Raw genomic sequence first — 21,675 nt, forward strand, 5'->3', positions numbered from 1 at the left:
CAAGACGCTCGACTGGGATACCCCAGCCGAGCGTCTACGTGATCTACTCACCACCTGAAACCAAGTGGTGTTGCGACGACCCCTTGAACCCAAGAGGACCGTGCGGGGCCCCGACCCGTCACCACCGCGCGACTGTTGCGCTTCCGTGGCCCGGCGGCCCTTCTGGCCTGCCGGGCCGCTCCGCATACTGACCGCGTGAGCATCGTCAAACACCTGCCGGACGCCGCGATACCCACGGGCGGCGCCCCGGCCTGGCGGGTGGCGGACGCCCAGCGCTGGTTCGAAGCGCGCGTACCCGCCGCCTTCGCCCCGATCGCCGTCGGCCGGATCCTCGCGCCGCTGGTGCTCCTCTCGGTCCTCCTCGTCGCCTGGAACCCCTCCGCCGTCCCGGAACCCGGCACCACCTGGGCCGGGTACGTGCCGGCGGTCCTCCTGCTGTGCCTGCCCGCCTGGTACCGGTTCCTGCCGGCCGCCACCCTCGTGTCCACCCCACTGATCGCCGCGGACACGCTGTGGAACGACCGCGTCCTCGATCCCGCCGACGCCGCGGCCCGGGCCGGCGGGGTGCTGGCGCTCGTCCTGTGCCTCTGGGCCTTCGTCGGGTCCGCGCTCAGGCTGCGCGCGCGGCGGCGTCAGCGGGAGCTCTTCCTCGCCGCCGTCGGGGACAGCCGGGTGCCGATCCCCGAGAACCTGCCGGAGGGCCACCGCGGCCGCGGCCGACGGCTGCTCGCCGCCGGGGCCGCGCTGTGCCTGGCCGCCGCCGCGCTGCTGGTGTGGGGTCTCGCGCAGGACCGCGGAGCCGGCCCGGAGCACCCGTACGACGCGACGGTCCAGCAGGTCCTGGCCGTACTGCTGCTCGCCCCGGGCGTCCCGCTGCTCGGCCGCGGCCTCACGGCGCGGCGCGCCGCCCGGCGGCTGCACGACGGGCCCCAGCCGGTGGTGCGTGTGGGCGTCCGGGAGCAGCCCGGCCGGCTCTCCTGGCTGGTCGCGGATGCCGACACCACGACCGCTCGGCCGCTGATCGCCTTCCGGGACCGCTTCGCGGACGGATACAGCAGCCACCTGCCGGAGACCCTCCTCGGAGCCGCGGAGAGCCGACTGCGGCTCGAACACCACGACATCGACAGCTACGCCGAGCCCTACGAGGCGCTCCTGTACGGGGTGCCCTGCGAGGGGGCCGAGGTGATCCTGAGGTACGCCGTCTACCGCGGGGACGGCCGGATCACCGACGCCGTCAGGGCGGTGCCGCTGCTGCCCTTCCGCCGGCACCCCCTGCTCTCGCCCTGGCAGCCGGCGGGCACCTCGTACGCCCTCGGGCTGCGGGCGGAGGCGGAGAAGCGCAAGCAGCGCGCGGCGGACCGGTCGAGCGGCTCGGGGAGCTCCTGCGGTTCCTCCGGCGGCTGTGGCTCCAGCAGTTGCTCCAGCAGTTGCTCCAGCAGCTGCGGTGGCGGCTGCGGAGGCGGCGACTGATCGGGCAGACTCCCGGCATGGCACCCAGGACCCGCAGGTACGCCCCCGTGAAGATCCGTGCGGCCGTGACCGCACAGTTCGCCCATGTCGCAAGAGCCGTGGGGGAGTTGGGCCCCGATCAGCTGGAGCGGCCCAGCGGGCTCGGGGACTGGAGCGTCGCCGAACTCGCCGCCCACGTCGCGTGGATCGCGGACTCGCTGGCCGCCGGCCTCGCACGGCCGCCCGCAGCCGTCCCCGAACTGACCGCGACCGAATGGCCCTTCGCCACCGCGTCCCTCGCCGGGAAGATTTCCGAGGCGGCCCGGGAGACGCTCACCGGCGCCCCCCTGCCCGAGCTGTTCGAGCGGGCGGCCGCAGCCATGGCGGAGGCGCTCGCGGCGAACCCCGGCGGGCGGGTGCTCCAGCTGTGGATCGGCGACATGACCCTGGCCGACTTCCTGGTCACCCGGACCGTGGAGCTGGTGGTCCACACCGACGACCTGAACCGGGCCGCGGGACTGGACATCCCGATCGAGCGGCAGGCGCTGGCCGCCTGCACGCGGCTCCTCGCCGACTCCCTCGCGCTGAAGGCGCCGGGCGGTTCGGTCGAGGTACGGATCCCGCCCTTCGCGGTGGTCCAGTGCGTCGAGGGCCCCCGCCACACCCGGGGCACCCCGCCGAACGTGGTGGAGACCGATCCGCTGACCTGGATCCGGCTCGCGACCGGCCGTACCGCATGGGCCGAGGCGCTCGGTACGGCTCAGGTGCGGGCCGGCGGCGAGCGGGCCGACCTGTCGGCGCTGCTGCCGCTGATGGGCTGATCGGGGGCGCGGCCGGGGTGGAACCTCCCGGAGACAGCGTTCGTCCCAAGGGCATGCGTACCTTCCGGCACGTCCCCATCCCCGCGGGGCTGGCCCTCGTACTCGCGCTCGCCGCGGCCGGCTGCGGCCGGGCCGAGGACCATGGCGCGGGCACGGTGCTCCCCGATCCCGTGGGCCGCTGGGCCGTCGAGTCCCTGACCACGGGCGGCCGCACCCTGCACGCACCCGAATCGGCCCGCCTCGACTTCGGCGCGGACCAGGTCAAGGGCAACTACGGCTGCAACGGCTTCACGGCCGCCGTCTCCTTCTCGGGCACCTCCGCGGTGACCGTGACCCCCGGCGCCACGACCACCATGGCCTGCGAGGACATGGAGTTCGAGACGGCCTTCGCCACGCTGTTCACCGGGCGCCTGACCATCGACCGGGGGCCCGACCGGCTCACCCTGAAGGCCCCCGACGGGAGCACCATCGCCATGACCTCGGCGCCCGCGGACCCGGACGCACCGCTCACCGCGGTCGAATGGACCGTTCAGTCCCTGATCAGCGGCACATCGGTGTCCTCGCTGCCCGCCGGGGCGGCCGGTACGGCGCGGTTCACGATCGCCGCCGACCTGTCCGTGAGCGGGACCCTGGGCTGCAACCGGTTCAGCGCACGGGTCACCCGCGACGGCGACCGGCTCACCTTCGGGCCGCTCACCACCACGCGGATGGCGTGCGACGGCCCGGCGGGCGAGGTCGAGGCGCAGCTGACCGACCTGTTCGCGAGCGGTCCCCTCGCCACCCGGATCGAGGGCCGACGGCTGACCCTCACCGCCGCCGACGGCACGGGCCTGATCGCCGAGGCGCCCTCCGACGCCGAGTAGTCCGCCGGCCGGCGCGATGGCGCCCGGGGCGGCCGGTTCTCGTACGAAGACACAGGCTGCCCGGGTTCGGTCCGCCGGGCGGCTCCGCCCCGCTCCGGGCGGGCTGCCGGGCGGCGCGCGGTGCGGCGGGGCGCGGCGGGGCAGGGCCGGGCGGGGGCGGAATCGGGCAACGTCGCGGCGGAGTTGCGGCGCCGCGGAATGGCAGCGGGCGCCGCTCGCGCCGCGGACCGGGTCCGGTCGCCGGCCCCGGCCGGGGGTGACGGCGCGGTCACCGAGGGGCGGTGCGGTCGAGCATCCGTGCGCATGTCTTCGTAGGTGTCGACAAGGTGATCCGAATACCGGGACGGAGGCGCCCGGTCACCCTCTGTGCTGTGACATTTCCCGGCCATCCCCAATTCGGACCAGTGGTCGATCTCGCCTACACTCGGGAGCGTGCCTCGTGGTGATGGACGACTCAACCACGACCTGCTCCCCGGCGAAAAGGGCCCCCAGGACGCTTGCGGCGTCTTCGGTGTCTGGGCTCCGGGTGAAGAGGTCGCCAAGCTCACCTACTTCGGACTGTATGCGCTGCAGCACCGTGGACAAGAGTCCGCGGGAATCGCTGTGAGCAACGGTTCCCAGATCCTCGTCTTCAAGGACATGGGCCTCGTTTCCCAGGTCTTCGACGAAACCTCCCTCGGTTCGCTCCAAGGTCATATCGCGGTCGGTCACGCCCGCTATTCGACCACCGGCGCGTCCGTGTGGGAGAACGCGCAGCCCACTTTCCGCGCGACCGCCCACGGCTCCCTGGCCCTGGGACACAACGGCAACCTGGTGAACACCGCCGAGCTCGCCGAGCTGGTCGCCGATCTCCCCCGTCAGGACGGCCGTGCCACCCAGGTGGCCGCCACCAACGACACCGACCTGGTCACGGCCCTGCTGGCCGGCCAGGTGGACGCGGACGGCAAGCCGCTGACCATCGAGGAGTCCGCCCGTGCGGTGCTCCCGAAGGTCAAGGGTGCCTTCTCGCTGGTGTTCATGGACGAGGGGACCCTCTACACCGCCCGTGACCCGCAGGGCATCCGCCCGCTGGTCCTCGGCCGCCTGGAGCGCGGCTGGGTGGTCGCGAGCGAGACCGCCGCCCTCGACATCGTGGGCGCCAGCTTTGTCCGCGAGGTCGAGCCGGGCGAACTCGTCGCCATCGACGAGAACGGTCTGCGCACCTCCCGATTCGCAGAAGCGAAGCCCAAGGGCTGTGTCTTCGAGTACGTCTACCTGGCGCGCCCGGACACCGACATCGCCGGCCGGAACGTCTACCTCTCGCGTGTCGAGATGGGCCGGCGCCTGGCCAAGGAAGCCCCGGTCGACGCCGACCTGGTGATAGCAACGCCGGAATCCGGCACGCCCGCCGCGGTCGGATACGCGGAGGCCAGCGGGATCCCCTACGGCTCGGGCCTGGTCAAGAACGCCTACGTGGGCCGGACCTTCATCCAGCCCTCGCAGACGATCCGCCAGCTCGGCATCCGCCTGAAGCTCAACCCCCTCAAGGAAGTCATCCGGGGCAAGCGTCTGGTGGTCGTGGACGACTCGATCGTCCGCGGCAACACCCAGCGCGCCCTGGTCAAGATGCTCCGCGAGGCCGGCGCGGCCGAGGTCCACATCCGGATCTCCTCGCCGCCGGTGAAGTGGCCGTGCTTCTTCGGCATCGACTTCGCCACCCGGGCCGAGCTCATCGCCAACGGCATGACGGTCGACGAGATCGCCACGTCGCTGGGCGCGGACTCCCTCTCGTACATCTCGATCGACTCGATGATCGAGGCGACGACGATCCAGAAGCCCAACCTCTGCCGTGCCTGCTTCGACGGCGAGTACCCGATGGAGCTCCCGGACCCGCAGCTCCTCGGCAAGCAGCTCCTGGAGACCGAGCTGGCCGGCGGCGCGGACGCCGCCGACGCGCTCCGTCGCCCGTAAGTCCCCGGCTCCACCTGCGCGGGGCCCCGTCTTTCAGGCTTTTCCCGGGGCCCCGCACCAACCGCAGTAACGACACGAAAGCTCTCTCCTGTCATGACAGAGAAGACCACCGGTGCCAGCTACGCAGCCGCGGGCGTCGACATCGAAGCGGGGGACCGCGCCGTCGAGCTGATGAAGGAGTGGGTGAAGAAGACGCAGCGCCCCGAGGTCCTCGGCGGCCTCGGCGGTTTCGCCGGCCTCTTCGACGCCTCCGCCCTCAAGCGGTACGAACGCCCCCTGCTCGCCTCGGCCACCGACGGGGTCGGCACCAAGGTGGACATCGCCCGCCAGATGGGCGTGTACGACACCATCGGCCACGACCTGGTCGCGATGGTCATGGACGACATCGTCGTCTGCGGTGCCGAGCCGCTCTTCATGACCGACTACATCTGCGTCGGCAAGGTGCACCCCGAGCGTGTCGCCGCCATCGTCAAGGGCATCGCCGAGGGCTGTGTCCTCGCCGGCTGCGCCCTGGTGGGCGGCGAGACCGCCGAGCACCCCGGCCTGCTGGGCCCGGACGACTTCGACGTGGCGGGCGCCGGCACCGGCGTCGTCGAGTACGACCGCCTCCTCGGTGCGGATCGCATCCGTACGGGGGACGCCGTCATCGCGATGGCTTCGTCCGGCCTTCACTCGAACGGGTACTCGCTGGTCCGGCACGTGCTCTTCGACCGCGCCGGGATGTCCCTCGACAGCCATGTGGAGGAGCTCGGCCGGACCCTCGGCGAGGAGCTGCTCGAACCCACCAAGATCTACTCGCTGGACTGCCTGGCGCTCACTCGGACCGCCGAGGTGCACGCGTATTCGCACATCACCGGCGGTGGCCTCGCGGCCAACCTGGCCCGGGTGATCCCGGACCACCTGCACGCCACGGTCGACCGTTCGACCTGGACCCCCGGCGCGGTCTTCGACCTGGTCGGCAAGGCCGGTCAGGTGGAGCAGCTGGAGCTGGAGAAGACCCTGAACATGGGCGTCGGCATGATGGCCGTGGTGCCCGCCGAGTCGGTGGACGTGGCGCTGACCGCACTGGCCGACCGGGGCGTCGACGCCTGGGTGGCGGGCGAGATCCTGGACCGCGGCGACCACGCCGAGGGTGCCACCCTCACCGGTTCCTACGCGAGCTGAGCAGCACTGAAACCCGGCCCGGGGCTATGCCCTGGACCGGGTTTCAGTTTTTGTCGTGTCGTGCAGACGCCTCGGGGCGTCAAGCGCCGCGACGCTGTGCCGACGGACCGGACTCGTCGTCCTCGTCGTCGTCATCGCTGTTGTAGAGGTCCGCGTACCGAGCGTACGGGTCGTCCTCGTCCAGCTCATCGTCGTCTACCTCGACCGGCTCGCTGACAGACAGCGGTTCCGCGGTCGATGCGCCCAGCTCGTTGGCCAGACGCGACAAGTCAGTCCCGCCGCTGCTGTACTTCAGCTGGCGGGCGACCTTGGTCTGCTTGGCCTTTGCCCGGCCGCGCCCCATGGCTCGACCCCCTCGGTGACGGGGCTCGACGGCCCCAGAGTCTGACACGCGTTCATGGTTCGGAGCGGGCTCTCCGTGGAGAGACCGTCCGTAGGGGTTTAACGGTACCTGCTTCCGCGGCCATACGGTACGCCGCCCGCATGACGCGCCCCGGTGCAGAACCAACGAGGCGCCCCGTCCTCGCTGGTCAGCTGCGATTTTAACCCTTTCCCGACGAGCGACCCGCCGAAGTGCAGTGAGTTCCGTCTCCCCGCACCCCGGCGAGCCCCCCGACGGGCCCCTAGGAGGCCGTCACCGGCAGGGTCCGGCGGCCGTCCGCCATGCGCTGCTCGGCGATCCGGTCGGCCGCGGCGGCCGGCGGGATACCGTCCGACTTCGCACGAGCGAAGATCTCCAGCGTGGTGTCGAAGATCTTCGTGGCCTGCACCTTGCACCGGTCGAAGTCGAAGCCGTGCAGCTCGTCCGCGACCTGGATGACACCGCCCGCGTTGACCACGTAGTCCGGGGCGTAGAGGATGCCGCGGTCCGCGAGGTCCTTCTCGATGCCCGGGTGGGCCAGCTGGTTGTTGGCTGCGCCGCACACGATCGCGGCGTTGAGGGCCGGGACCGTCTCGTCGTTCAGTGCGCCGCCGAGCGCGCACGGGGCGTAGATGTCGAGGCCCTCGACACGGATCAGTGCGTCCGTGTCGGCGACCGCGGTGACCTTGCCCGGGTGTTTGTCGAGGATGCGCTGCACCGACTCCTGGCGGACGTCGGTGATCACGACCTCGGCGCCGTCCTCGATCAGGTGCTCCACCAGGTAGTGGCCGACCTTGCCGACACCCGCGACGCCGACCTTGCGGCCGCGCAGGGTCGGGTCGCCCCACAGGTGCTGGGCGGAGGCGCGCATGCCCTGGAAGACGCCGTAGGCGGTGAGCACCGAGGAGTCGCCGGCGCCGCCGTTCTCGGGGGAGCGGCCGGTGGCCCAGCGGGTCTCACGGGCGACGACGTCCATGTCGGCGACGAACGTGCCGACGTCGCAGGCGGTGACGTAGCGGCCGCCGAGGGACTCCACGAATCGGCCGTAGGCCTCCAGGAGTTCCTCGGTCTTGATGACGTCGGGGTCACCGATGATCACGGCCTTGCCGCCGCCGAGGCCGAGACCGGCCATGGCGTTCTTGTAGGACATACCGCGCGAGAGGTTGAGGGCGTCGCGCACGGCCTCCTCGTCGGAGGCATAGGCGTGGAAACGCGTGCCACCCAGGGCGGGGCCCAGGGCGGTGGAGTGGATCGCGATGACGGCTTTCAGGCCGGTGGCTCGGTCCTGGCACAGCACGACTTGCTCGTGGCCGCCCTGCTCCGTGCGGAACAGGGTGTGCAGGACGCCGTCGGTCATTTCGGTCACGGTGGTGACTCCCATGGAAGAGATGCGGCGGGAAGACGCCCCCCTGCGGGTGGGGGAGGGCGTGCTGTGAGCAGAGTAAGACCTGTGGGCCGGATGGGGGTCTGCTGTCCGGGGATCGAAACACTCTCGGAGTACGGGAGCCGGTCCGGGCCCGGTGGGGGCGGGCCGGAGGTGAACCGGACCCCGGAAGCGGGGAGGACGAGAGGGTGACCGAATCGACCGATCCCCTGCTGCCCTCGGCGCGCTCGGCGCCGGCCGTCCCGTACGCCTCCTACCTGCGCGTCTACGAACCCCTGGCCGCCTTCGCGGAGCCGGAACGCACCCACTGGACGCGGTACGCCCGGCGTGCGACGGCTCCGACCGCCCAGGACGAACTGCGCGGCTCGCTGGCGGACTTGGTGCGGGTGCCCCTGGTGGGGGTGCCGGCGCACGAGAGTGCCGACGCCTTCACCGCGGAGGTCGACGGAGTGCTCCTGGTCTGCCCGTGGCGGACCCGGCTGCGCGGCTGGCTGGCACTGGAGGAACTGGTCGACCAGTTCCCGCGCCCGGTGCTGGACGCGGCGCTCCCGCCCGCGGTCCGCCGCCGGGCCGCCGAGGAGTACGAGCGCTGGCGCGAGCGGAACCCGGACGCCCGCCCGTGGATCCGTACCGGGGTGTGGCAGATCCCACTGCGCTGGTTCGTGCTGGTCGCGGACGAGGAGCGGGAGTACGTGCCGGGAGAGCGGTTGCGCTACCGGACTCCGATGGTGCAGGCGCGCCGGCGCCTCGCGCGGGCCCTGCGGACGCTGCGCGCCGCGGAGGGGTACGGGATGCTCGCCGAGGGGCTGGTCGAGGTGGGGAGCTGGCTGGAGGAGTTCCATCCCCGCTCGATGGTCGAGCTGGACTACGGAGGGCTGGTGCACGCCCTTCCGGCGGACCGGCTCGCCGTCGACCGCTCGGCGGGGGACCTCGCGGCGGGTATCGCCGCCCTGCGGGCGGGGGACGCCGAGGCCGCGGCGGAGAGGTACGGGGAGCTTGCGCAGCGTTGGCGGGCCGTCCGGGAGCGGCTTTTCGCGAATTAGGCTGAAAGTCGACGGTGTGGCTGGTTTCACCTTTCGGAGGTCCGTACGTACCGGAGCGTATCGGTCGTTCAGTTGAAACTGGCTGATCAGAGCCCCGATCGTGGCATTTGGGACGTAGTGCCAGGACCTACGTCCCGATACGGGCCATTGGCCCAAGCGTGACGGACCGCACTAACCACACCCTTGCGCCCTTCCCCTACCCTCGTGCCAAAATAGGACAAGGAGTCCGGGGAGGGTTCCTTCCGCCCAACTAAGGGCGGAATGCTCGGCATTGCACTCTACGGGGGGTCTGACGACTCCTGATCGCTCTGTGACTGATCGTCACAGTGGGGTGACTGTCCGTTATGGGACGGTCCATCGGGCTTCCGCCGCTGATGAACACCTCGGAGGGCAATTCCGTCGGTTTGGCCGTCGAGGCTGGACGGATGGTGTAGTTGTAGTGCCGAGGACAAGCCGTTCGTCCTATAACCGACTCGGCCCGCGTATGTCCATTTCGGGCAACGCGGGCCAAGGTGCAGAATTTAGAGGAAAGAACCGAGATGGTTCGGTTCTCCCGAGGAGGCCGCTCATGACCGCTCGCACCCCTGATGCCGAGCCGCTGCTGACCCCGGCTGAGGTTGCCACGATGTTCCGCGTGGACCCTAAGACGGTCACCCGCTGGGCCAAGGCTGGCAAGCTCACGTCCATCCGCACCCTGGGTGGGCACCGCCGGTACCGCGAGGCCGAGGTCCGCGCACTGCTGGCGGGAATTCCGCAGCAGCGCAGCGAGGCCTGAGGTCGCGTAAACACCCCGCTTTGAACGGGTCGCCATCGGGTCCCCCAATCCGATGAAACCCATATTGCTTCATACGACCCGGCCTGCCCCAACAGGTTCTCGGGTCGTTCGATCGCGCTGGACTCCGCCGGGTCCAGCGCGATCTTTTTATGCCCAGGTCAGGGGAGTGTCGGAAGCTCGCCGGGGCGCCTGACAGGTAGGTGCCATTGCACATATTAAATCGAGCAGGCGTATGGATGCGATAAAAGTGTGAGTCCCAAAAACTCATGCGGTGACACCCGTCACAGATGATCACTCTTGTATATCCGGCAATGCACCCCGTAATGGGGAGGGCTCTCGCGGTGACCATCAGGCGAACGGGGGATTCTCGCCCGGAGGGGCAATGCGGGAGGCGCGAGCGCCTGGCGGGGTTCACGGGCCGTCGTCACGGGCCGCGGTCCAGGGGCAGGAGTCCGACGAGGCCGAAGGGGCCGAAGGGGCCGAAGGGGCCGAAGGGGCGGCGCCGAGCCCGCTACGGGAGCCGGGAGAGGCAGTGTCGGGCCGCGGAGGGCACGGTCCGTGGCGGGTGAACCGGGGGCATCGCCGCGGGAGGCCCCGCGGCTGCCGAGCGGCCGCCCCCCAACCCGGCCTGGATGGAGGCGTCCGTCAACGCGTCAGGGCCCGCATCCCCGAAGGGATGCGGGCCCTGATTTCGCTGCGATCCTGACGGGACTTGAACCCGCGACCTCCACCTTGACAGGGTGGCGAGCTAACCAACTGCTCCACAGGACCTGGAATCGCAGCCGCTCGGCGGCTGCGAATCAGACTGTACAGCAGCTCAGGGGGTGCGGTCGAACCGATCAGGGGGCGGCCGCGTCCACCGCCTTCACGATCCGCTTGTCGGAGATCGGGTACGCCGTGCCGAGCGCGTGCGCGAAGTAGCTGACACGCAGCTCCTCGATCATCCAGCGGATGTCCGTCACGGCGGCGGGGACCGGCCGTCCCTTCGGCAGCTGCTCCAACAGCCAGGCGTACTCGTCCTGCATCTCGTGGACCTTCTCCATGCGCGTGGTGTCGCGCTGGACGCCCGTGGGCATCTGCTGGAGCCGCCGGTCCGCCGCCACCAGGTAGCGCATCAGGTCCGGCAGCCTGCGCAGCCCGGTGAGCGTCACGAAGCCGGCCGGCACCAGGGCCGCCAGCTGCGTCCTGACGTCCTGGATGTTCGCGACCAGCGCGAGGCTGGAGGTGGCCTTCAGGCGCCGCTCACAGGCCTGCCAGGCGGCCAGGACCTGTTGCACCTGGTTCACTGCCCGCACGGTCGTGTCCACCAGGTCCGCGCGGACGGCCTCGTAGAGCTTGCGGAAGCCGGCCTCGTCCCAGGCCGGGCCGCCGTGGTCGGCGATGAGCCGGTCGGTCGCCGCCGTGGCGCAGTCGTCGAACAGCGCCTGGACGGAGCCGTGCGGGTTCCTGGAGAGGGCCAGCTTCTGCTGGTTGCCGAGGTGGTCCGAGGCGAACTTCGCCGGGTTCACCGGGATGTTCAGCAGGATGAGCCGGCGGGTGCCCAGCCACATCGCCTGCTGCTGCTCGGCCTCGGTGTCGAAGAGCCGTACGGAGACGCTCGTGCCCTCGTCCACCAGCGCCGGGTAGGCCTTCACCGGTTGGCCCGCCCGCCGGGTTTCGAAGACCTTGCTCAGGGTGCCGATGGTCCAGTCGGTCAGGCCGGTGCGTTCCACCGACTCCCCGCCCGCCCGTTCGGCGGTGGCCGCGGCGGCCTTGGAGAGGGCCTGGCGGGCCTTCGGCTTCAGCTTGAGCCGCAGCGCCTCCAGGTCCTTGTCCTCGGCGATCTTGCGACGCCGCTCGTCGACGATCCGGAAGGTGATCTTCAGGTGGTCGGGGATCCGCGTCAGGTCGAAGTCCTCGGCCGTGACCGGCACCCCGACCATCCGCTGGAGCTCGCGGGCGAGGGTCACCGGCAGCGGCTCCCGCAGCGGCACGGCCGTGTCCAGGAAACGGCCCGCGTAGTTCGGTGCGGGCACGTAGTGCCGGCGGATCGGCTTGGGCAGCGAGCGGATCAGTTCGGTGACGACCTCCTCGCGCAGGCCCGGGATCTGCCAGTCGAAGCCCTCGCCGGTGACCTGGTTCAGCACCTGGAGCGGGATGTGGACGGTCACGCCGTCCGCGTCCGCGCCCGGCTCGAACTGGTAGGTCACCCGGAACGTCAACCGACCCTGCTGCCAGGAGTCCGGATAGTCGGCCTTGGTAACCCCGGCCGCCTTCTCCGTGAGCAGCATCTCCCGCTCGAAGTCGAGCAGTTCCGGCTCGTCGCGCTTCTTGTGCTTCCACCACGAGTCGAAGTGCGCCCCCGACACCACGTGCTCGGGGATCCGCTGGTCGTAGAAGTCGAAGAGGGTCTCGTCGTCCACCACGATGTCGCGGCGCCGGGCCCGGTTCTCCAGCTCCTCCACCTCGGTGAGGAGCTTGCGGTTGTCGGCGTAGAACTTGTGGTGGGTCCGCCAGTCGCCCTCCACCAGCGCGTTGCGGATGAACAGCTCCCGCGAGACCTCGGGGTCGATCCGGCCGTAGTTGATCTTCCGTTGGGCGACGATCGGCACGCCGTAGAGCGTCACCTTCTCGTAGGCCATCACGGCCGCCTGGTCCTTCTCCCAGTGCGGCTCGCTGTAGGTGCGCTTGACGAGGTGCTGCGCCAGCGGCTCCACCCACTCGGGCTCGACCTTGGCGTTCACCCGGGCCCACAGCCGCGAGGTCTCCACCAGCTCGGCCGACATCACGAACTTCGGCTGCTTCTTGAACAGCGACGAGCCCGGGAAGATCGCGAACTTCGCGCTGCGGGCACCGAGGTACTCGTTCTTGTCGGTGTCCTTGAGCCCGATGTGGGAGAGCAGACCGGCCAGCAGCGAGACGTGCACGACCTGCTCGGGGGCGTCCGCCTCGTTGACGTGGATGCCCATGCTCTTGGCGACCGTGCGCAGCTGCGAGTAGATGTCCTGCCACTCGCGGATCCGCAGGAAGTTCAGGTACTCCTGCTTGCACATCCGGCGGAAGGAGGAGGAGCCGCGCTCCTTCTGCTGCTCCCGGACGTAGCGCCACATGTTCAGGAACGAGAGGAAGTCGCTGGTCTCGTCCTTGAAACGGGCGTGGTTCTGGTCGGCCTGGGTCTGCTTGTCCGAGGGCCGCTCGCGCGGGTCCTGGATGGACAGGGCCGCCGCGATGACCATGACCTCGCGGACGCAGTTGTTCTTGTCCGCCTCGATGACCATGCGGGCCAGCCGAGGGTCGACGGGCAGCTGGGACAGCTTGCGGCCCAGCTGCGTCAGACGCTGCCCCTTCTTCCCCTCCGGGGAGGACTTCCCGCCCGTCTCCAGGGCCCCGAGCTCCTGCAGGAGCTGCACGCCGTCGCGGATGTTGCGGTGGTCCGGCGGGTCGATGAAGGGGAACTTCTCGATCTCTCCGAGGCCGGCGGCGGTCATCTGGAGGATGACGGAGGCCAGATTCGTCCGCAGGATCTCGGCATCGGTGAACTCGGGCCGGGCGCTGAAGTCGTCCTCGGAGTACAGCCGGATGCAGATGCCGTCGCTGGTACGGCCGCAGCGGCCCTTGCGCTGGTTGGCGCTGGCCTGCGAGATCCGCTCGATCGGCAGGCGCTGCACCTTGGTGCGGTGGCTGTAGCGGGAGATCCGGGCGTTGCCCGGGTCGATCACGTACTTGATGCCGGGGACGGTGAGCGAAGTCTCGGCGACGTTCGTGGCCAGGACGATCCGGCGGCCCGTGTGCTGCTGGAAGACACGGTGCTGCTCGGCGTGCGAGAGGCGAGCGTAGAGGGGGAGCACTTCCGTGAAGCGCAGCTTCTTCTTGATGAGGGCGTCCGCCGTGTCACGGATCTCGCGCTCGCCGGAGAGGAAGACCAGGATGTCGCCCGGCCCCTCGGCCTGGAGCTCGTCGACGGCGTCGCAGATCGCGGTGATCTGGTCGCGGTCGCTCTCCTCGCCGTCCTCCTCCAGGAGCGGGCGGTAGCGCACCTCCACCGGGAACGTCCGGCCGCTGACCTCGACGATCGGGGCGTCCCCGAAGTGCCGGGAGAAGCGCTCCGGATCGATGGTCGCCGAGGTGATCACGACCTTGAGGTCGGGGCGCTTCGGCAGCAGCTGGGACAGATAGCCCAGCAGGAAGTCGATGTTCAGGGACCGCTCGTGCGCCTCGTCGATGATGATCGTGTCGTAGGCGCGCAGCTCGCGGTCGGTCTGGATCTCGGCGAGCAGGATGCCGTCCGTCATCAGCTTCACGAAGGTCGCGTCCTGGTCCACCTGGTCGGTGAACCGGACCTTCCAGCCGACCGTCTGCCCGATCTCGGACTTCAGCTCCTCGGCGATGCGTTCCGCGACGGTGCGGGCGGCGATCCGGCGGGGCTGGGTGTGCCCGATCATCCCCCGGACGCCGCGGCCGAGCTCCATGCAGATCTTGGGGATCTGCGTGGTCTTGCCGGAACCGGTCTCGCCCGCGACGATCACGACCTGGTGGTCGCGTATCGCCTCGGCGATCTCGTCCTTCTTCTGGCTGACGGGCAGGTTCTCGGGATACGTGACCTCCGGCATCCGCGAGGCACGGCCGGCCAGTCGCTCGGCGGCCTTCGCGGCCTCCGCGGCGATCTCGTCGAGCACGGCCTGCTTGGCCTCGGGCTTGCGGATGCGGCGGGCGCCTTCGAGGCGGCGGCCGAGGCGGTGCGCGTCACGGAGGGAGATCTCACCGAGAAGCGTCTGCAGGGCGGCGAAGGAAGTAGACATACCTGATCGAGGATCTCACCTGGGCCCTCCGGGTGGCGAACGCATTTGTCGGGTGGACCCGTACCATTTCGGGACGAGTCCCTCGGCCGTACGAGTGAGAGGCAGCCCACCTTGTCCCGCCCCCGCCTGTTCGGCTGCGCCGTGCTCGCGGTCCTGGCGGTGCTGCTGGGCGGGGCGGCCCCCGCTGCCGCCGGACCGCTCCCGGCGGATTCCGCGCAGACCGGCCGCGCCGCGGCCCCGGCGGTGTCCGGCGACCCGCGTGCGGAACCGGCGCCCGGCTTCCCGGACCGGCCCCACGCGGAAGAGGCCCTGCCCGGCGGCGGCCCCTCCTGCGCCCCTGCGTTCCCCGGGCACGGCGGTACCCCCGTCGCCCCCGCGCGCGCCGGCGGCGACCACGCACAGGTCCCGCCCGCCCGGCCGGTGCCGGCGGAGCACCGGCCCCACGCCTCGCCACGCGCCCAGGTCCTCGTACGCGGTCCGGACCGGCCGGCGCCCGGCCCGCTGGAGCTCTCCGTGATGCGGCTCTAGACGGATCGGCCCCACACCGGTCCGTCTCACCACCCGTATCACTGGAGCACCCGCATGCCCTCTTCCACATCCGCCGTGAAGCCCCTGCTGATCTCCGCGGGGGTCGCCCTCGCCGCCGTCACCCTCGGCCTCGTCTCCTGGCAGGCCACCACCCCCGGGGACCGGGACCGGGACCCGGGCACCGCAGGCTCCGCGCCCGCCGCCACCGCGCCGCGCACCGACACGTCCGCCGAGCTCCAGGCCCTGGCCCGCCGGGAGGACGGCGACAAGCTCGCCGTCGGCCGCGCGGACGCGCCCGTCGTGCTCATCGAGTACTCCGACTTCAAGTGCGGCTACTGCGGCAAGTTCGCCCGGGACACCGAGCCCGAGCTGGTGAAGAAGTACGTCGACAACGGCACGCTGCGCATCGAGTGGCGCAACTTCCCGATCTTCGGCGCGGAATCGGAGGCCGCGGCCAGGGCAGCCTGGGCCGCTGGGCAGCAGGACCGGTTCGCCGCCTTCCACGCGGCCGCGTACGCCCACGGTTCCAAGGAGAAGGGCTTCGCCGAGCCGCGGCTGCTGGAGCTGGCCCGCGAGGCCGGGGTCCCCGACCTCGACCGCTTCGCGGCCGACATGGCCGGTGAGCAGGCCGCAGCGGCCCTGAAGAAGGACCAGGAGGAGGGCTACCGCATCGGCGTCACCTCCACCCCGTCCTTCCTGGTCAACGGTCAGCCGATCGCCGGAGCGCAGCCGCTCGGCGCCTTCGCCGCCGCCATCGCGCAGGCCGAGGCGGCGGCGAAGCAGTGACCGACATCGGATACCTGGCCGCCCTGCTGGGCGGCCTCCTCGCGCTGCTCAGCCCGTGCAGCGCGCTGCTCCTGCCCGCCTTCTTCGCGTACTCGATCGACTCCGCCTCACGCCTGCTGGCACGCACCGGCATCTTCTACGCGGGCCTCGCGAGCACCCTCGTACCGCTGGGGGCGGCCGGCTCGTACGCCGGGAGGTTCTTCCACGGCCACCGCGACGAGCTGGTCCTGGCGGGCGGCTGGCTGATCATCGTGCTCGGGGCCGCGCAGATCCTGGGCCTCGGCTTCGCCCCGAAGCGGATCTCCGAGCTGTCCGGGCGGATCCGGCCGACCACTGCCCTGTCCGTGTACGCGCTCGGCGCGGTCTACGGGCTGGCCGGCTTCTGTGCCGGCCCGATCCTGGGCAGTGTCCTGACGGTCGCGGCGGTCAGCGGCAGCCCGGTCTACGGCGGCCTGCTGCTGGCGGTCTACGCGCTGGGGATGGCCGTGCCGCTCTTCGTGATGGCCCTGCTGTGGGAGCGCTTCGACCTGGGCCGGCGGCGCTGGCTGCGGGGCCGTACCTTCCGCGCGGGCGGCCGGGAGCTGCACACCACCTCGCTGCTGTCCGGGTTGTTCTTCATCACCCTGGGCGTGCTGTTCCTCGCCTACGACGGGGCGAGCGCGCTCCCGGGGCTGCTGGACGTGGACGACTCGTTCGCGGTGGAACAGTGGGTGCGGACGCTGGCGGACGCCGTACCGGACTGGGCTCTGCTCGGGCCGGTCGCCGTCGGCGCGGCGGTCTTCGGCGTGGTGCAGTGGCGCCGCCGGGCGCGGGCGGAGGAGGCGCGGGAGTGACCACAGAAGGCCCCGTCCGACGGACGGGGCCTTCTTGGTGGTGGCTGGGGCCGGGGTCGAACCGGCGACCTATCGCTTTTCAGGCGATCGCTCGTACCAACTGAGCTACCCAGCCACGAGACCGTTTCCGGCCTCAGCGATCCTGACGGGACTTGAACCCGCGACCTCCACCTTGACAGGGTGGCGAGCTAACCAACTGCTCCACAGGACCTTGCGGTGTGCGAGACAAAGTCTTGCACACGGTAATGCGTACCCCCAACGGGATTCGAACCCGTGCTACCGCCTTGAAAGGGCGGCGTCCTGGGCCACTAGACGATGAGGGCTTATGGCCCGCCTGGGCGCTTTCCAGCGCGTCGGGGACGTGAGAAGCATATGGGATCCGGGGAGCTATCGCCAAAACGGTTTCCCCCGGAGGGACAATGGCCCGGTGCTGGAGATGACGCGCGAGGAGTTCGAGGAGCTCGTCGCAGAGGCCCTGGACCGGATCCCGCCGGAGCTGACGCGGCTGATGGACAACGTGGCGGTCTTCGTCGAGGACGAGCCGCCGGCCGGCGATCCGGAGCTGCTGGGGCTCTACGAGGGGACGCCGCTGACGGATCGCGGCGAGTGGTACGCCGGGGTGCTCCCGGACCGGATCACGATCTACCGCAACCCCACGTTGCGGATGTGCGAGGACCGGGAGAGCGTGGTCGCGGAGACGGAGGTCACCGTGGTGCACGAGATCGCCCACCACTTCGGGATCGACGACGAACGACTGCACGCGCTGGGGTACGGGTGAGCCGAAGAGGACTCCGGCCCGCCCCCGTCCCCGCCCGCGGCGCCGAGGCGATCGACCCGGACGTCGACCTGCACGTGCCCGCGCAGCGGGCCGAGCCGCAGGGCCGGGTGCTCGCGGCGGTGGCCGCCGGCGCCGCGGTCGGGGCCTCGGCCCGGTACGGCATCTCGCTGCTCTGGCCCGCCGTGCCCGGAGCGTTCCCGTGGGCGACCCTGTGGATCAACGCCTCCGGGTGCGGGCTGATCGGCGTACTCATGGTGCTGATCAGCGAAGGCGGGCGGTCGGCGCCGCATCCGCTGCTGCGGCCCTTCGCCGGGGTCGGCGTGCTCGGCGGCTTCACCACCTTCTCGACCTACGCGATGGACTTCTCGCGTCTGCTGGACGAGGGGGCGGCGCGCTCCGCGCTGGCCTATGCCGGGCTCACGGTGGTCGCCGCGCTGGGCGCGGTCTGGGCCGGGGCCTCGGCGACCCGGCTCGCCGTCCGGGGCCGGGGCGCGGGCCGGGAGGCGGGTCCCGGGCCGGACCGGGTGGTCCGGTGAACTGGCTCTCCGTGGTGGCGGGCGCGGTCGTCGGGGCGCCGCTGCGCTATCTGACGGACCGTGCGGTGCAGCAGCGACACGATTCCGTCTTCCCGTGGGGGACCTTCGTCGTCAACGCGGCCGCCTGCCTGATGCTGGGGGTGCTGGCCGGTGCGGCGCTGGCCGGCGCGGCCTCCTCGGGGGTGGTGCTGCTGCTGGGGCCCGGGCTGTGCGGGGCGCTGAGCACGTACTCGACCTTCTCGTACGAGACGCTGCGGCTGGCCGAACGCGGGTGGGGCTTCCTGGCCGCGGCGAACGTCGCGATGTCGGTGCTGGTCGGGTTGGGCGCGGTGCACCTCGGTTCGCAGGTGGCGCGACAACTGTTCGCCTGAGGGCGTGTCCCTCATGGGGGAAAGGGAGTTGGGCACGTCGACCCGCTGCTGCGGGCCTCATGTCCCCAGGCTCCCCAGGCTCCGGAGGTCCCCCCGTGCGCCAGTTGTCCGCTTCCCTCAGGCTGGCCGTCACCGCTCTCGCGGTCGCGGCGACGGCCGGCTGCATGAGCGTCGGCGAGGACGTGGCCACTCCGGGGCCCTCCGCCGCGGCGGACCGGCGTACCGGGTCGGAGGCGGATGTCGGGGCTGCCTCCGGCCGGGGCTCCGGGATCCGCGGCAACGGGCACGGTGCGAAGGACGGCCTGGAGGGCCAGGCCGGCGGGCAGCAGGAGGACGGCAAGGCCTCCGGTGCGACCGGCGCCTCCCCGAGCCCGGACGCGCCGAGTGCGACGCCGGGAGCGCCCGCTCCGTCGGCGGGACCGGGCGCCGGCGCGGGCGGGCAGAGCCCCCAGCAGCCGTCGACGGGCGGTTCCAGCGGTTCGGGTTCCGGTGGTCCGAGCAGGTCGGGCGGTCCGGGCGGAGGTCACCAGTCGGCGAGCCCGACGCCGGAGCCGCCGCTTCCGACGCCGCCTGTGACGGAACCCACTCCGCTGCCGTCGACCCCGCAGCCGGAGCCCAGCACCCAGCCCGGGCCCCAGGCCTAGGGCGGAGGCCGAACCCGTCTGGATGTCCGGAGGCGCGACCGAGCCCTTCCGATGGGGCGTCTGTGCAGGTCGGGGACGATTCTGCCGGAGCGACTTGCCAGACCCGGGGGAGGGTGCGTATGGTTATAGATCGTTTGATCCCATTGCCCGGCGCCGAATCCGAAGAGCGCCGCGTGGCGCGTACTCTCCCTAGCCGTGGCTGACCGCATTGAGGCGGTCGATTTGCGATTCACGGAGTTTGGGCGCGTGCCGAGACTCCGGAAGGTTTCGCATTTCGCATGTCCATTTCCAGTTCTGACCGTTCCGTCATGCCCGAGAACGACTCCAACGAGCTCATCGACGCCGAGGCCCTCGTGGTCACCGAGGCGATCGAGGCCGCTGAGGCCGAGGGAATCATCGAGGCTCTCGAGGCCGACGTGAGCGGCGGGTCCTTCGAGGACTCCACCGACGACTTCGCCGCCGATGCAGACGCTGACGCTGACGCCGAGCCCACGGTCACCTTCGGCGACCTGGGTCTGCCCGAGGGCATCGTGCGCAAGCTCGCCCAGAACGGTGTCACCACGCCCTTCCCGATCCAGGCCGCGACCATCCCGGACGCCCTGTCCGGCAAGGACATCCTCGGCCGCGGTCGCACCGGTTCCGGCAAGACCCTCTCCTTCGGTCTGCCGACCCTGGCCACCCTGGCCGGCGGCCACACCGAGAAGAAGAAGCCCCGCGCGATCATCCTGACGCCGACCCGTGAGCTCGCGATGCAGGTCGCGGACGCCCTCCAGCCCTACGGCGACGTCCTCGGCCTGAAGATGAAGGTCGTCTGCGGCGGTACCTCCATGAGCAACCAGATCTACGCCCTGGAGCGCGGTGTCGACATCCTCGTCGCCACCCCGGGCCGACTGCGCGACATCATCAACCGCGGCGCCTGCTCCCTGGAGAACGTCCAGGTCGCGGTCCTCGACGAGGCCGACCAGATGGCCGACCTGGGCTTCCTGCCCGAGGTCACCGAGCTGCTCGACCAGATCCCCGAGGGCGGCCAGCGCATGCTCTTCTCCGCCACCATGGAGAACGAGATCGGCACCCTGGTCAAGCGCTACCTGTCCAGCCCGGTCACGCACGAGGTCGACAGCGCCCAGGGCAACGTCACGACCATGACGCACCACGTGCTCGTCGTGAAGCCGAAGGACAAGGCGCCGGTCACGGCCGCGATCGCCGCCCGCAAGGGCCGCACCATCATCTTCGTCCGCACCCAGCTGGGCGCCGACCGCATCGCCGAGCAGCTCGTCGAGGCCGGCGTCAAGGCCGACGCACTGCACGGCGGCATGACGCAGGGCGCCCGTACCCGTGTTCTCGCGGACTTCAAGGACGGCTACGTCAACGCGCTCGTCGCCACCGACGTCGCCGCCCGAGGCATCCACGTCGACGGCATCGACCTGGTCCTGAACGTGGACCCGGCCGGTGACCACAAGGACTACCTGCACCGTTCCGGCCGTACCGCCCGTGCCGGCAAGTCCGGCGTCGTCGTCTCCCTCGCGCTGCCGCACCAGCGCCGCCAGATCTTCCGCCTGATGGAGGACGCGGGCGTCGACGCCTCGCGCCACATCGTCCAGGGCGCCGGCGCCTTCGAGCCGGAGGTCGCCGAGATCACCGGTGCGCGATCGCTGACCGAGGTCCAGGCGGACTCCGCGAACAACGCCGCCAAGCAGGCCGAGCGCGAGGTCGCCGAGCTCACCAAGCAGCTTGAGCGCCTGACCCGCCGGGCCGCCGAGCTCCGCGAGGAGGCCGACCGTCTGGTCGCCCGTTCCGCGCGTGAGCGGGGCGAGGACCCGGAGGCCGCCGTTGCCGAGGTGGCCGAGGCCGCCGAGGCCGAGGTCGCGGCTGCCGCCGCGGCCGCCGCGGCCGAGATCGCCGCGCAGGAGCGCCGCGAGGAGAACCGCGCCCAGCGTGACGACCGCGGCAACTTCGAGCGCCGTGACAACCGCGGTGGCGACCGTGGCGGCTACCGCCGTGACGACCGCCGTGACGACCGTGGTGACCGTGGTGGTTTCCGTCGTGATGACCGTCCGTCGGGTGGTTTCCGTCGTGACGACCGTCCCTCTGGTGGCTTCAACCGTGATGACCGTGGTGACCGCGGTGGTGACCGTGGTGGTTTCCGTCGTGATGACCGTCCGTCGGGTGGTTTCCGTCGTGACGAACGCCGTGATGACCGTGGTGACCGCGGTGGTGACCGTGGTGGTTTCCGTCGTGATGACCGTCCGTCGGGTGGTTTCCGTCGTGACGACCGTCCCTCTGGTGGCTTCAACCGTGATGACCGCGGTGACCGCGGTGGCGACCGTGGCGGTTTCCGCCGCGACGACCGCCCCTCCGGCGGCTTCGGCCGCCGCGACGACAAGCCGCGCTGGAAGCGCAACGGCTGACCTCGGCCGCTGAGCTGACCTCCTGACAGGGCCCCCACGACTCCGGTCGGCGGGGGCCCCGTCGCGTGGTGGGGCGCGGCCAGGAGCCATCGCGGCCGCCCGGGCGCCTTGCGTCGGCGCGCCGTGAACTGACGCCGACAGGCCGGTCGGTCGATACCCGATCGGCTGACCGGCGCTGTCCGGCTATGCTCTGGGGTGAGCAC

General features: G+C 71.1%; 18 protein-coding genes and 4 tRNA genes. 15 read left to right on the top strand and 7 right to left on the bottom strand.

The genetic code is table 11. The features are described from left to right. Positions 1–195 precede the first annotated feature (195 nt). The 5 genes from ACFW2G_RS25270 to purM all read left to right on the top strand — a co-directional run bounded on the left by ACFW2G_RS25270 (position 196) and on the right by purM (position 6,247). Positions 196–1,470, top strand: coding sequence for a hypothetical protein (locus tag ACFW2G_RS25270; RefSeq protein WP_384584793.1), 1,275 nt, complete (start codon positions 196–198; stop codon positions 1,468–1,470). 17 nt (positions 1,471–1,487) lie between these two features. After that, the gene (locus tag ACFW2G_RS25275) at positions 1,488–2,270 is read left to right on the top strand and encodes a sterol carrier family protein (RefSeq protein ID WP_384584796.1); all 783 of its coding nucleotides are present in this window, start codon (positions 1,488–1,490) and stop codon (positions 2,268–2,270) included. 53 nt (positions 2,271–2,323) lie between these two features. Continuing rightward, positions 2,324–3,133 carry an META domain-containing protein gene (locus ACFW2G_RS25280; RefSeq protein ID WP_384584799.1) on the top strand — a complete coding sequence of 270 codons (810 nt, stop codon included), beginning with the start codon at positions 2,324–2,326 and terminating at the stop codon, positions 3,131–3,133. A 432-nt stretch (positions 3,134–3,565) separates the two neighbouring features. After that, positions 3,566–5,083 carry an amidophosphoribosyltransferase gene (purF, locus tag ACFW2G_RS25285; protein WP_037920099.1) on the top strand — a complete coding sequence of 506 codons (1,518 nt, stop codon included), beginning with the start codon at positions 3,566–3,568 and terminating at the stop codon, positions 5,081–5,083. A 93-nt stretch (positions 5,084–5,176) separates the two neighbouring features. Then, a complete protein-coding gene (gene purM / locus ACFW2G_RS25290) occupies positions 5,177–6,247 on the top strand; it encodes a phosphoribosylformylglycinamidine cyclo-ligase (RefSeq protein WP_384445658.1) in 1,071 nt (356 codons plus the stop codon). Between the two features lie 79 nt (positions 6,248–6,326). On the opposite strand, the gene ACFW2G_RS25295 is transcribed toward purM, so the two are convergent. Together ACFW2G_RS25295 and ACFW2G_RS25300 are read right to left on the bottom strand one after the other, a co-directional pair. Next, positions 6,327–6,590 (bottom strand): DUF3073 domain-containing protein, encoded by a 264-nt coding sequence (locus ACFW2G_RS25295; protein WP_030957046.1) that lies wholly within the window; start codon positions 6,588–6,590, stop codon positions 6,327–6,329. A 280-nt stretch (positions 6,591–6,870) separates the two neighbouring features. After that, positions 6,871–7,989 carry an amino acid dehydrogenase gene (locus ACFW2G_RS25300; RefSeq protein WP_078556234.1) on the bottom strand — a complete coding sequence of 373 codons (1,119 nt, stop codon included), beginning with the start codon at positions 7,987–7,989 and terminating at the stop codon, positions 6,871–6,873. A gap of 191 nt (positions 7,990–8,180) precedes the next feature. Here ACFW2G_RS25300 and ACFW2G_RS25305 point away from each other — a divergent pair, with 191 nt between their 5' ends. Both ACFW2G_RS25305 and bldC read left to right on the top strand, forming a co-directional pair. Then, positions 8,181–9,035 (top strand): hypothetical protein, encoded by an 855-nt coding sequence (locus tag ACFW2G_RS25305; RefSeq protein WP_384584802.1) that lies wholly within the window; start codon positions 8,181–8,183, stop codon positions 9,033–9,035. Positions 9,036–9,603: 568 nt separating this feature from the next. Continuing rightward, complete coding sequence (bldC, locus tag ACFW2G_RS25310) at positions 9,604–9,810, top strand: developmental transcriptional regulator BldC (RefSeq protein WP_003949541.1); 207 nt, start codon at positions 9,604–9,606, stop codon at positions 9,808–9,810. Positions 9,811–10,507: 697 nt separating this feature from the next. Here the strand turns inward: bldC and ACFW2G_RS25315 are convergent. Both ACFW2G_RS25315 and hrpA read right to left on the bottom strand, forming a co-directional pair. Next, positions 10,508–10,581 (bottom strand) — tRNA-Asp (locus tag ACFW2G_RS25315). 68 nt (positions 10,582–10,649) lie between these two features. After that, on the bottom strand, positions 10,650–14,588 hold the full coding sequence (gene hrpA / locus ACFW2G_RS25320; protein ID WP_384445656.1) for an ATP-dependent RNA helicase HrpA: 3,939 nt from the start codon (positions 14,586–14,588) through the stop codon (positions 10,650–10,652). A 111-nt stretch (positions 14,589–14,699) separates the two neighbouring features. Here hrpA and ACFW2G_RS25325 point away from each other — a divergent pair, with 111 nt between their 5' ends. From ACFW2G_RS25325 to ACFW2G_RS25335, 3 genes are read left to right on the top strand one after another with little or no spacing between them, the layout of a single operon-like run. Then, on the top strand, positions 14,700–15,116 hold the full coding sequence (locus tag ACFW2G_RS25325; RefSeq protein WP_384584805.1) for a hypothetical protein: 417 nt from the start codon (positions 14,700–14,702) through the stop codon (positions 15,114–15,116). 54 nt (positions 15,117–15,170) lie between these two features. After that, positions 15,171–15,902 carry a DsbA family protein gene (locus ACFW2G_RS25330; RefSeq protein WP_384445653.1) on the top strand — a complete coding sequence of 244 codons (732 nt, stop codon included), beginning with the start codon at positions 15,171–15,173 and terminating at the stop codon, positions 15,900–15,902. Further along, positions 15,899–16,735: a cytochrome c biogenesis CcdA family protein gene (locus ACFW2G_RS25335; protein ID WP_384584808.1), complete on the top strand. Its 837-nt coding sequence runs from the start codon at positions 15,899–15,901 to the stop codon at positions 16,733–16,735. Before ACFW2G_RS25330 ends, ACFW2G_RS25335 begins: the two co-directional genes overlap by 4 nt. A 38-nt stretch (positions 16,736–16,773) precedes the next feature. Here the strand turns inward: ACFW2G_RS25335 and ACFW2G_RS25340 are convergent. The 3 genes from ACFW2G_RS25340 to ACFW2G_RS25350 all read right to left on the bottom strand — a co-directional run bounded on the left by ACFW2G_RS25340 (position 16,774) and on the right by ACFW2G_RS25350 (position 17,058). After that, a tRNA-Phe gene (locus ACFW2G_RS25340) sits at positions 16,774–16,850 on the bottom strand. Between the two features lie 22 nt (positions 16,851–16,872). Continuing rightward, positions 16,873–16,946 (bottom strand) — tRNA-Asp (locus ACFW2G_RS25345). Positions 16,947–16,985: 39 nt separating this feature from the next. Beyond that, positions 16,986–17,058 (bottom strand) — tRNA-Glu (locus ACFW2G_RS25350). 104 nt (positions 17,059–17,162) lie between these two features. Between ACFW2G_RS25350 and ACFW2G_RS25355 the strand changes: the two genes are divergently transcribed. The 5 genes from ACFW2G_RS25355 (at position 17,163) to ACFW2G_RS25375 (ending at position 21,472) form a co-directional block, all read left to right on the top strand. Next, complete coding sequence (locus tag ACFW2G_RS25355; protein ID WP_037920091.1) at positions 17,163–17,513, top strand: metallopeptidase family protein; 351 nt, start codon at positions 17,163–17,165, stop codon at positions 17,511–17,513. Further along, on the top strand, positions 17,510–18,049 hold the full coding sequence (locus ACFW2G_RS25360; RefSeq protein WP_052030338.1) for a CrcB family protein: 540 nt from the start codon (positions 17,510–17,512) through the stop codon (positions 18,047–18,049). The genes ACFW2G_RS25355 and ACFW2G_RS25360 overlap by 4 nt, the downstream gene beginning before the upstream one ends. Continuing rightward, complete coding sequence (locus ACFW2G_RS25365; protein ID WP_384584811.1) at positions 18,046–18,420, top strand: fluoride efflux transporter FluC; 375 nt, start codon at positions 18,046–18,048, stop codon at positions 18,418–18,420. Before ACFW2G_RS25360 ends, ACFW2G_RS25365 begins: the two co-directional genes overlap by 4 nt. A 95-nt stretch (positions 18,421–18,515) precedes the next feature. Continuing rightward, positions 18,516–19,064, top strand: a complete 549-nt coding sequence (locus ACFW2G_RS25370; protein ID WP_063890574.1) for a hypothetical protein — start codon at positions 18,516–18,518, stop codon at positions 19,062–19,064. Between the two features lie 308 nt (positions 19,065–19,372). Further along, positions 19,373–21,472 carry a DEAD/DEAH box helicase gene (locus tag ACFW2G_RS25375; protein ID WP_384584814.1) on the top strand — a complete coding sequence of 700 codons (2,100 nt, stop codon included), beginning with the start codon at positions 19,373–19,375 and terminating at the stop codon, positions 21,470–21,472. Positions 21,473–21,675 lie beyond the last annotated feature (203 nt).

Origin of the sequence: Streptomyces sp. NPDC058880, assembly GCF_042742535.1 — a bacterium.
Taxonomy (GTDB): Bacteria; Actinomycetota; Actinomycetes; order Streptomycetales; family Streptomycetaceae; genus Streptomyces.

Coding starts and splice junctions, on each gene's coding strand:
- ACFW2G_RS25280 (WP_384584799.1), top strand. CDS start 2,324: ATGCGTACCTTCCGGCACGTCCCCATCCCCGCGGGGCTGGCCCTCGTA.
- ACFW2G_RS25300 (WP_078556234.1), bottom strand. CDS start 7,989: ATGGGAGTCACCACCGTGACCGAAATGACCGACGGCGTCCTGCACACC.
- hrpA (WP_384445656.1), bottom strand. CDS start 14,588: ATGTCTACTTCCTTCGCCGCCCTGCAGACGCTTCTCGGTGAGATCTCC.
- bldC (WP_003949541.1), top strand. CDS start 9,604: ATGACCGCTCGCACCCCTGATGCCGAGCCGCTGCTGACCCCGGCTGAG.
- ACFW2G_RS25375 (WP_384584814.1), top strand. CDS start 19,373: ATGCCCGAGAACGACTCCAACGAGCTCATCGACGCCGAGGCCCTCGTG.
- ACFW2G_RS25275 (WP_384584796.1), top strand. CDS start 1,488: ATGGCACCCAGGACCCGCAGGTACGCCCCCGTGAAGATCCGTGCGGCC.
- ACFW2G_RS25330 (WP_384445653.1), top strand. CDS start 15,171: ATGCCCTCTTCCACATCCGCCGTGAAGCCCCTGCTGATCTCCGCGGGG.
- purM (WP_384445658.1), top strand. CDS start 5,177: ATGACAGAGAAGACCACCGGTGCCAGCTACGCAGCCGCGGGCGTCGAC.
- ACFW2G_RS25295 (WP_030957046.1), bottom strand. CDS start 6,590: ATGGGGCGCGGCCGGGCAAAGGCCAAGCAGACCAAGGTCGCCCGCCAG.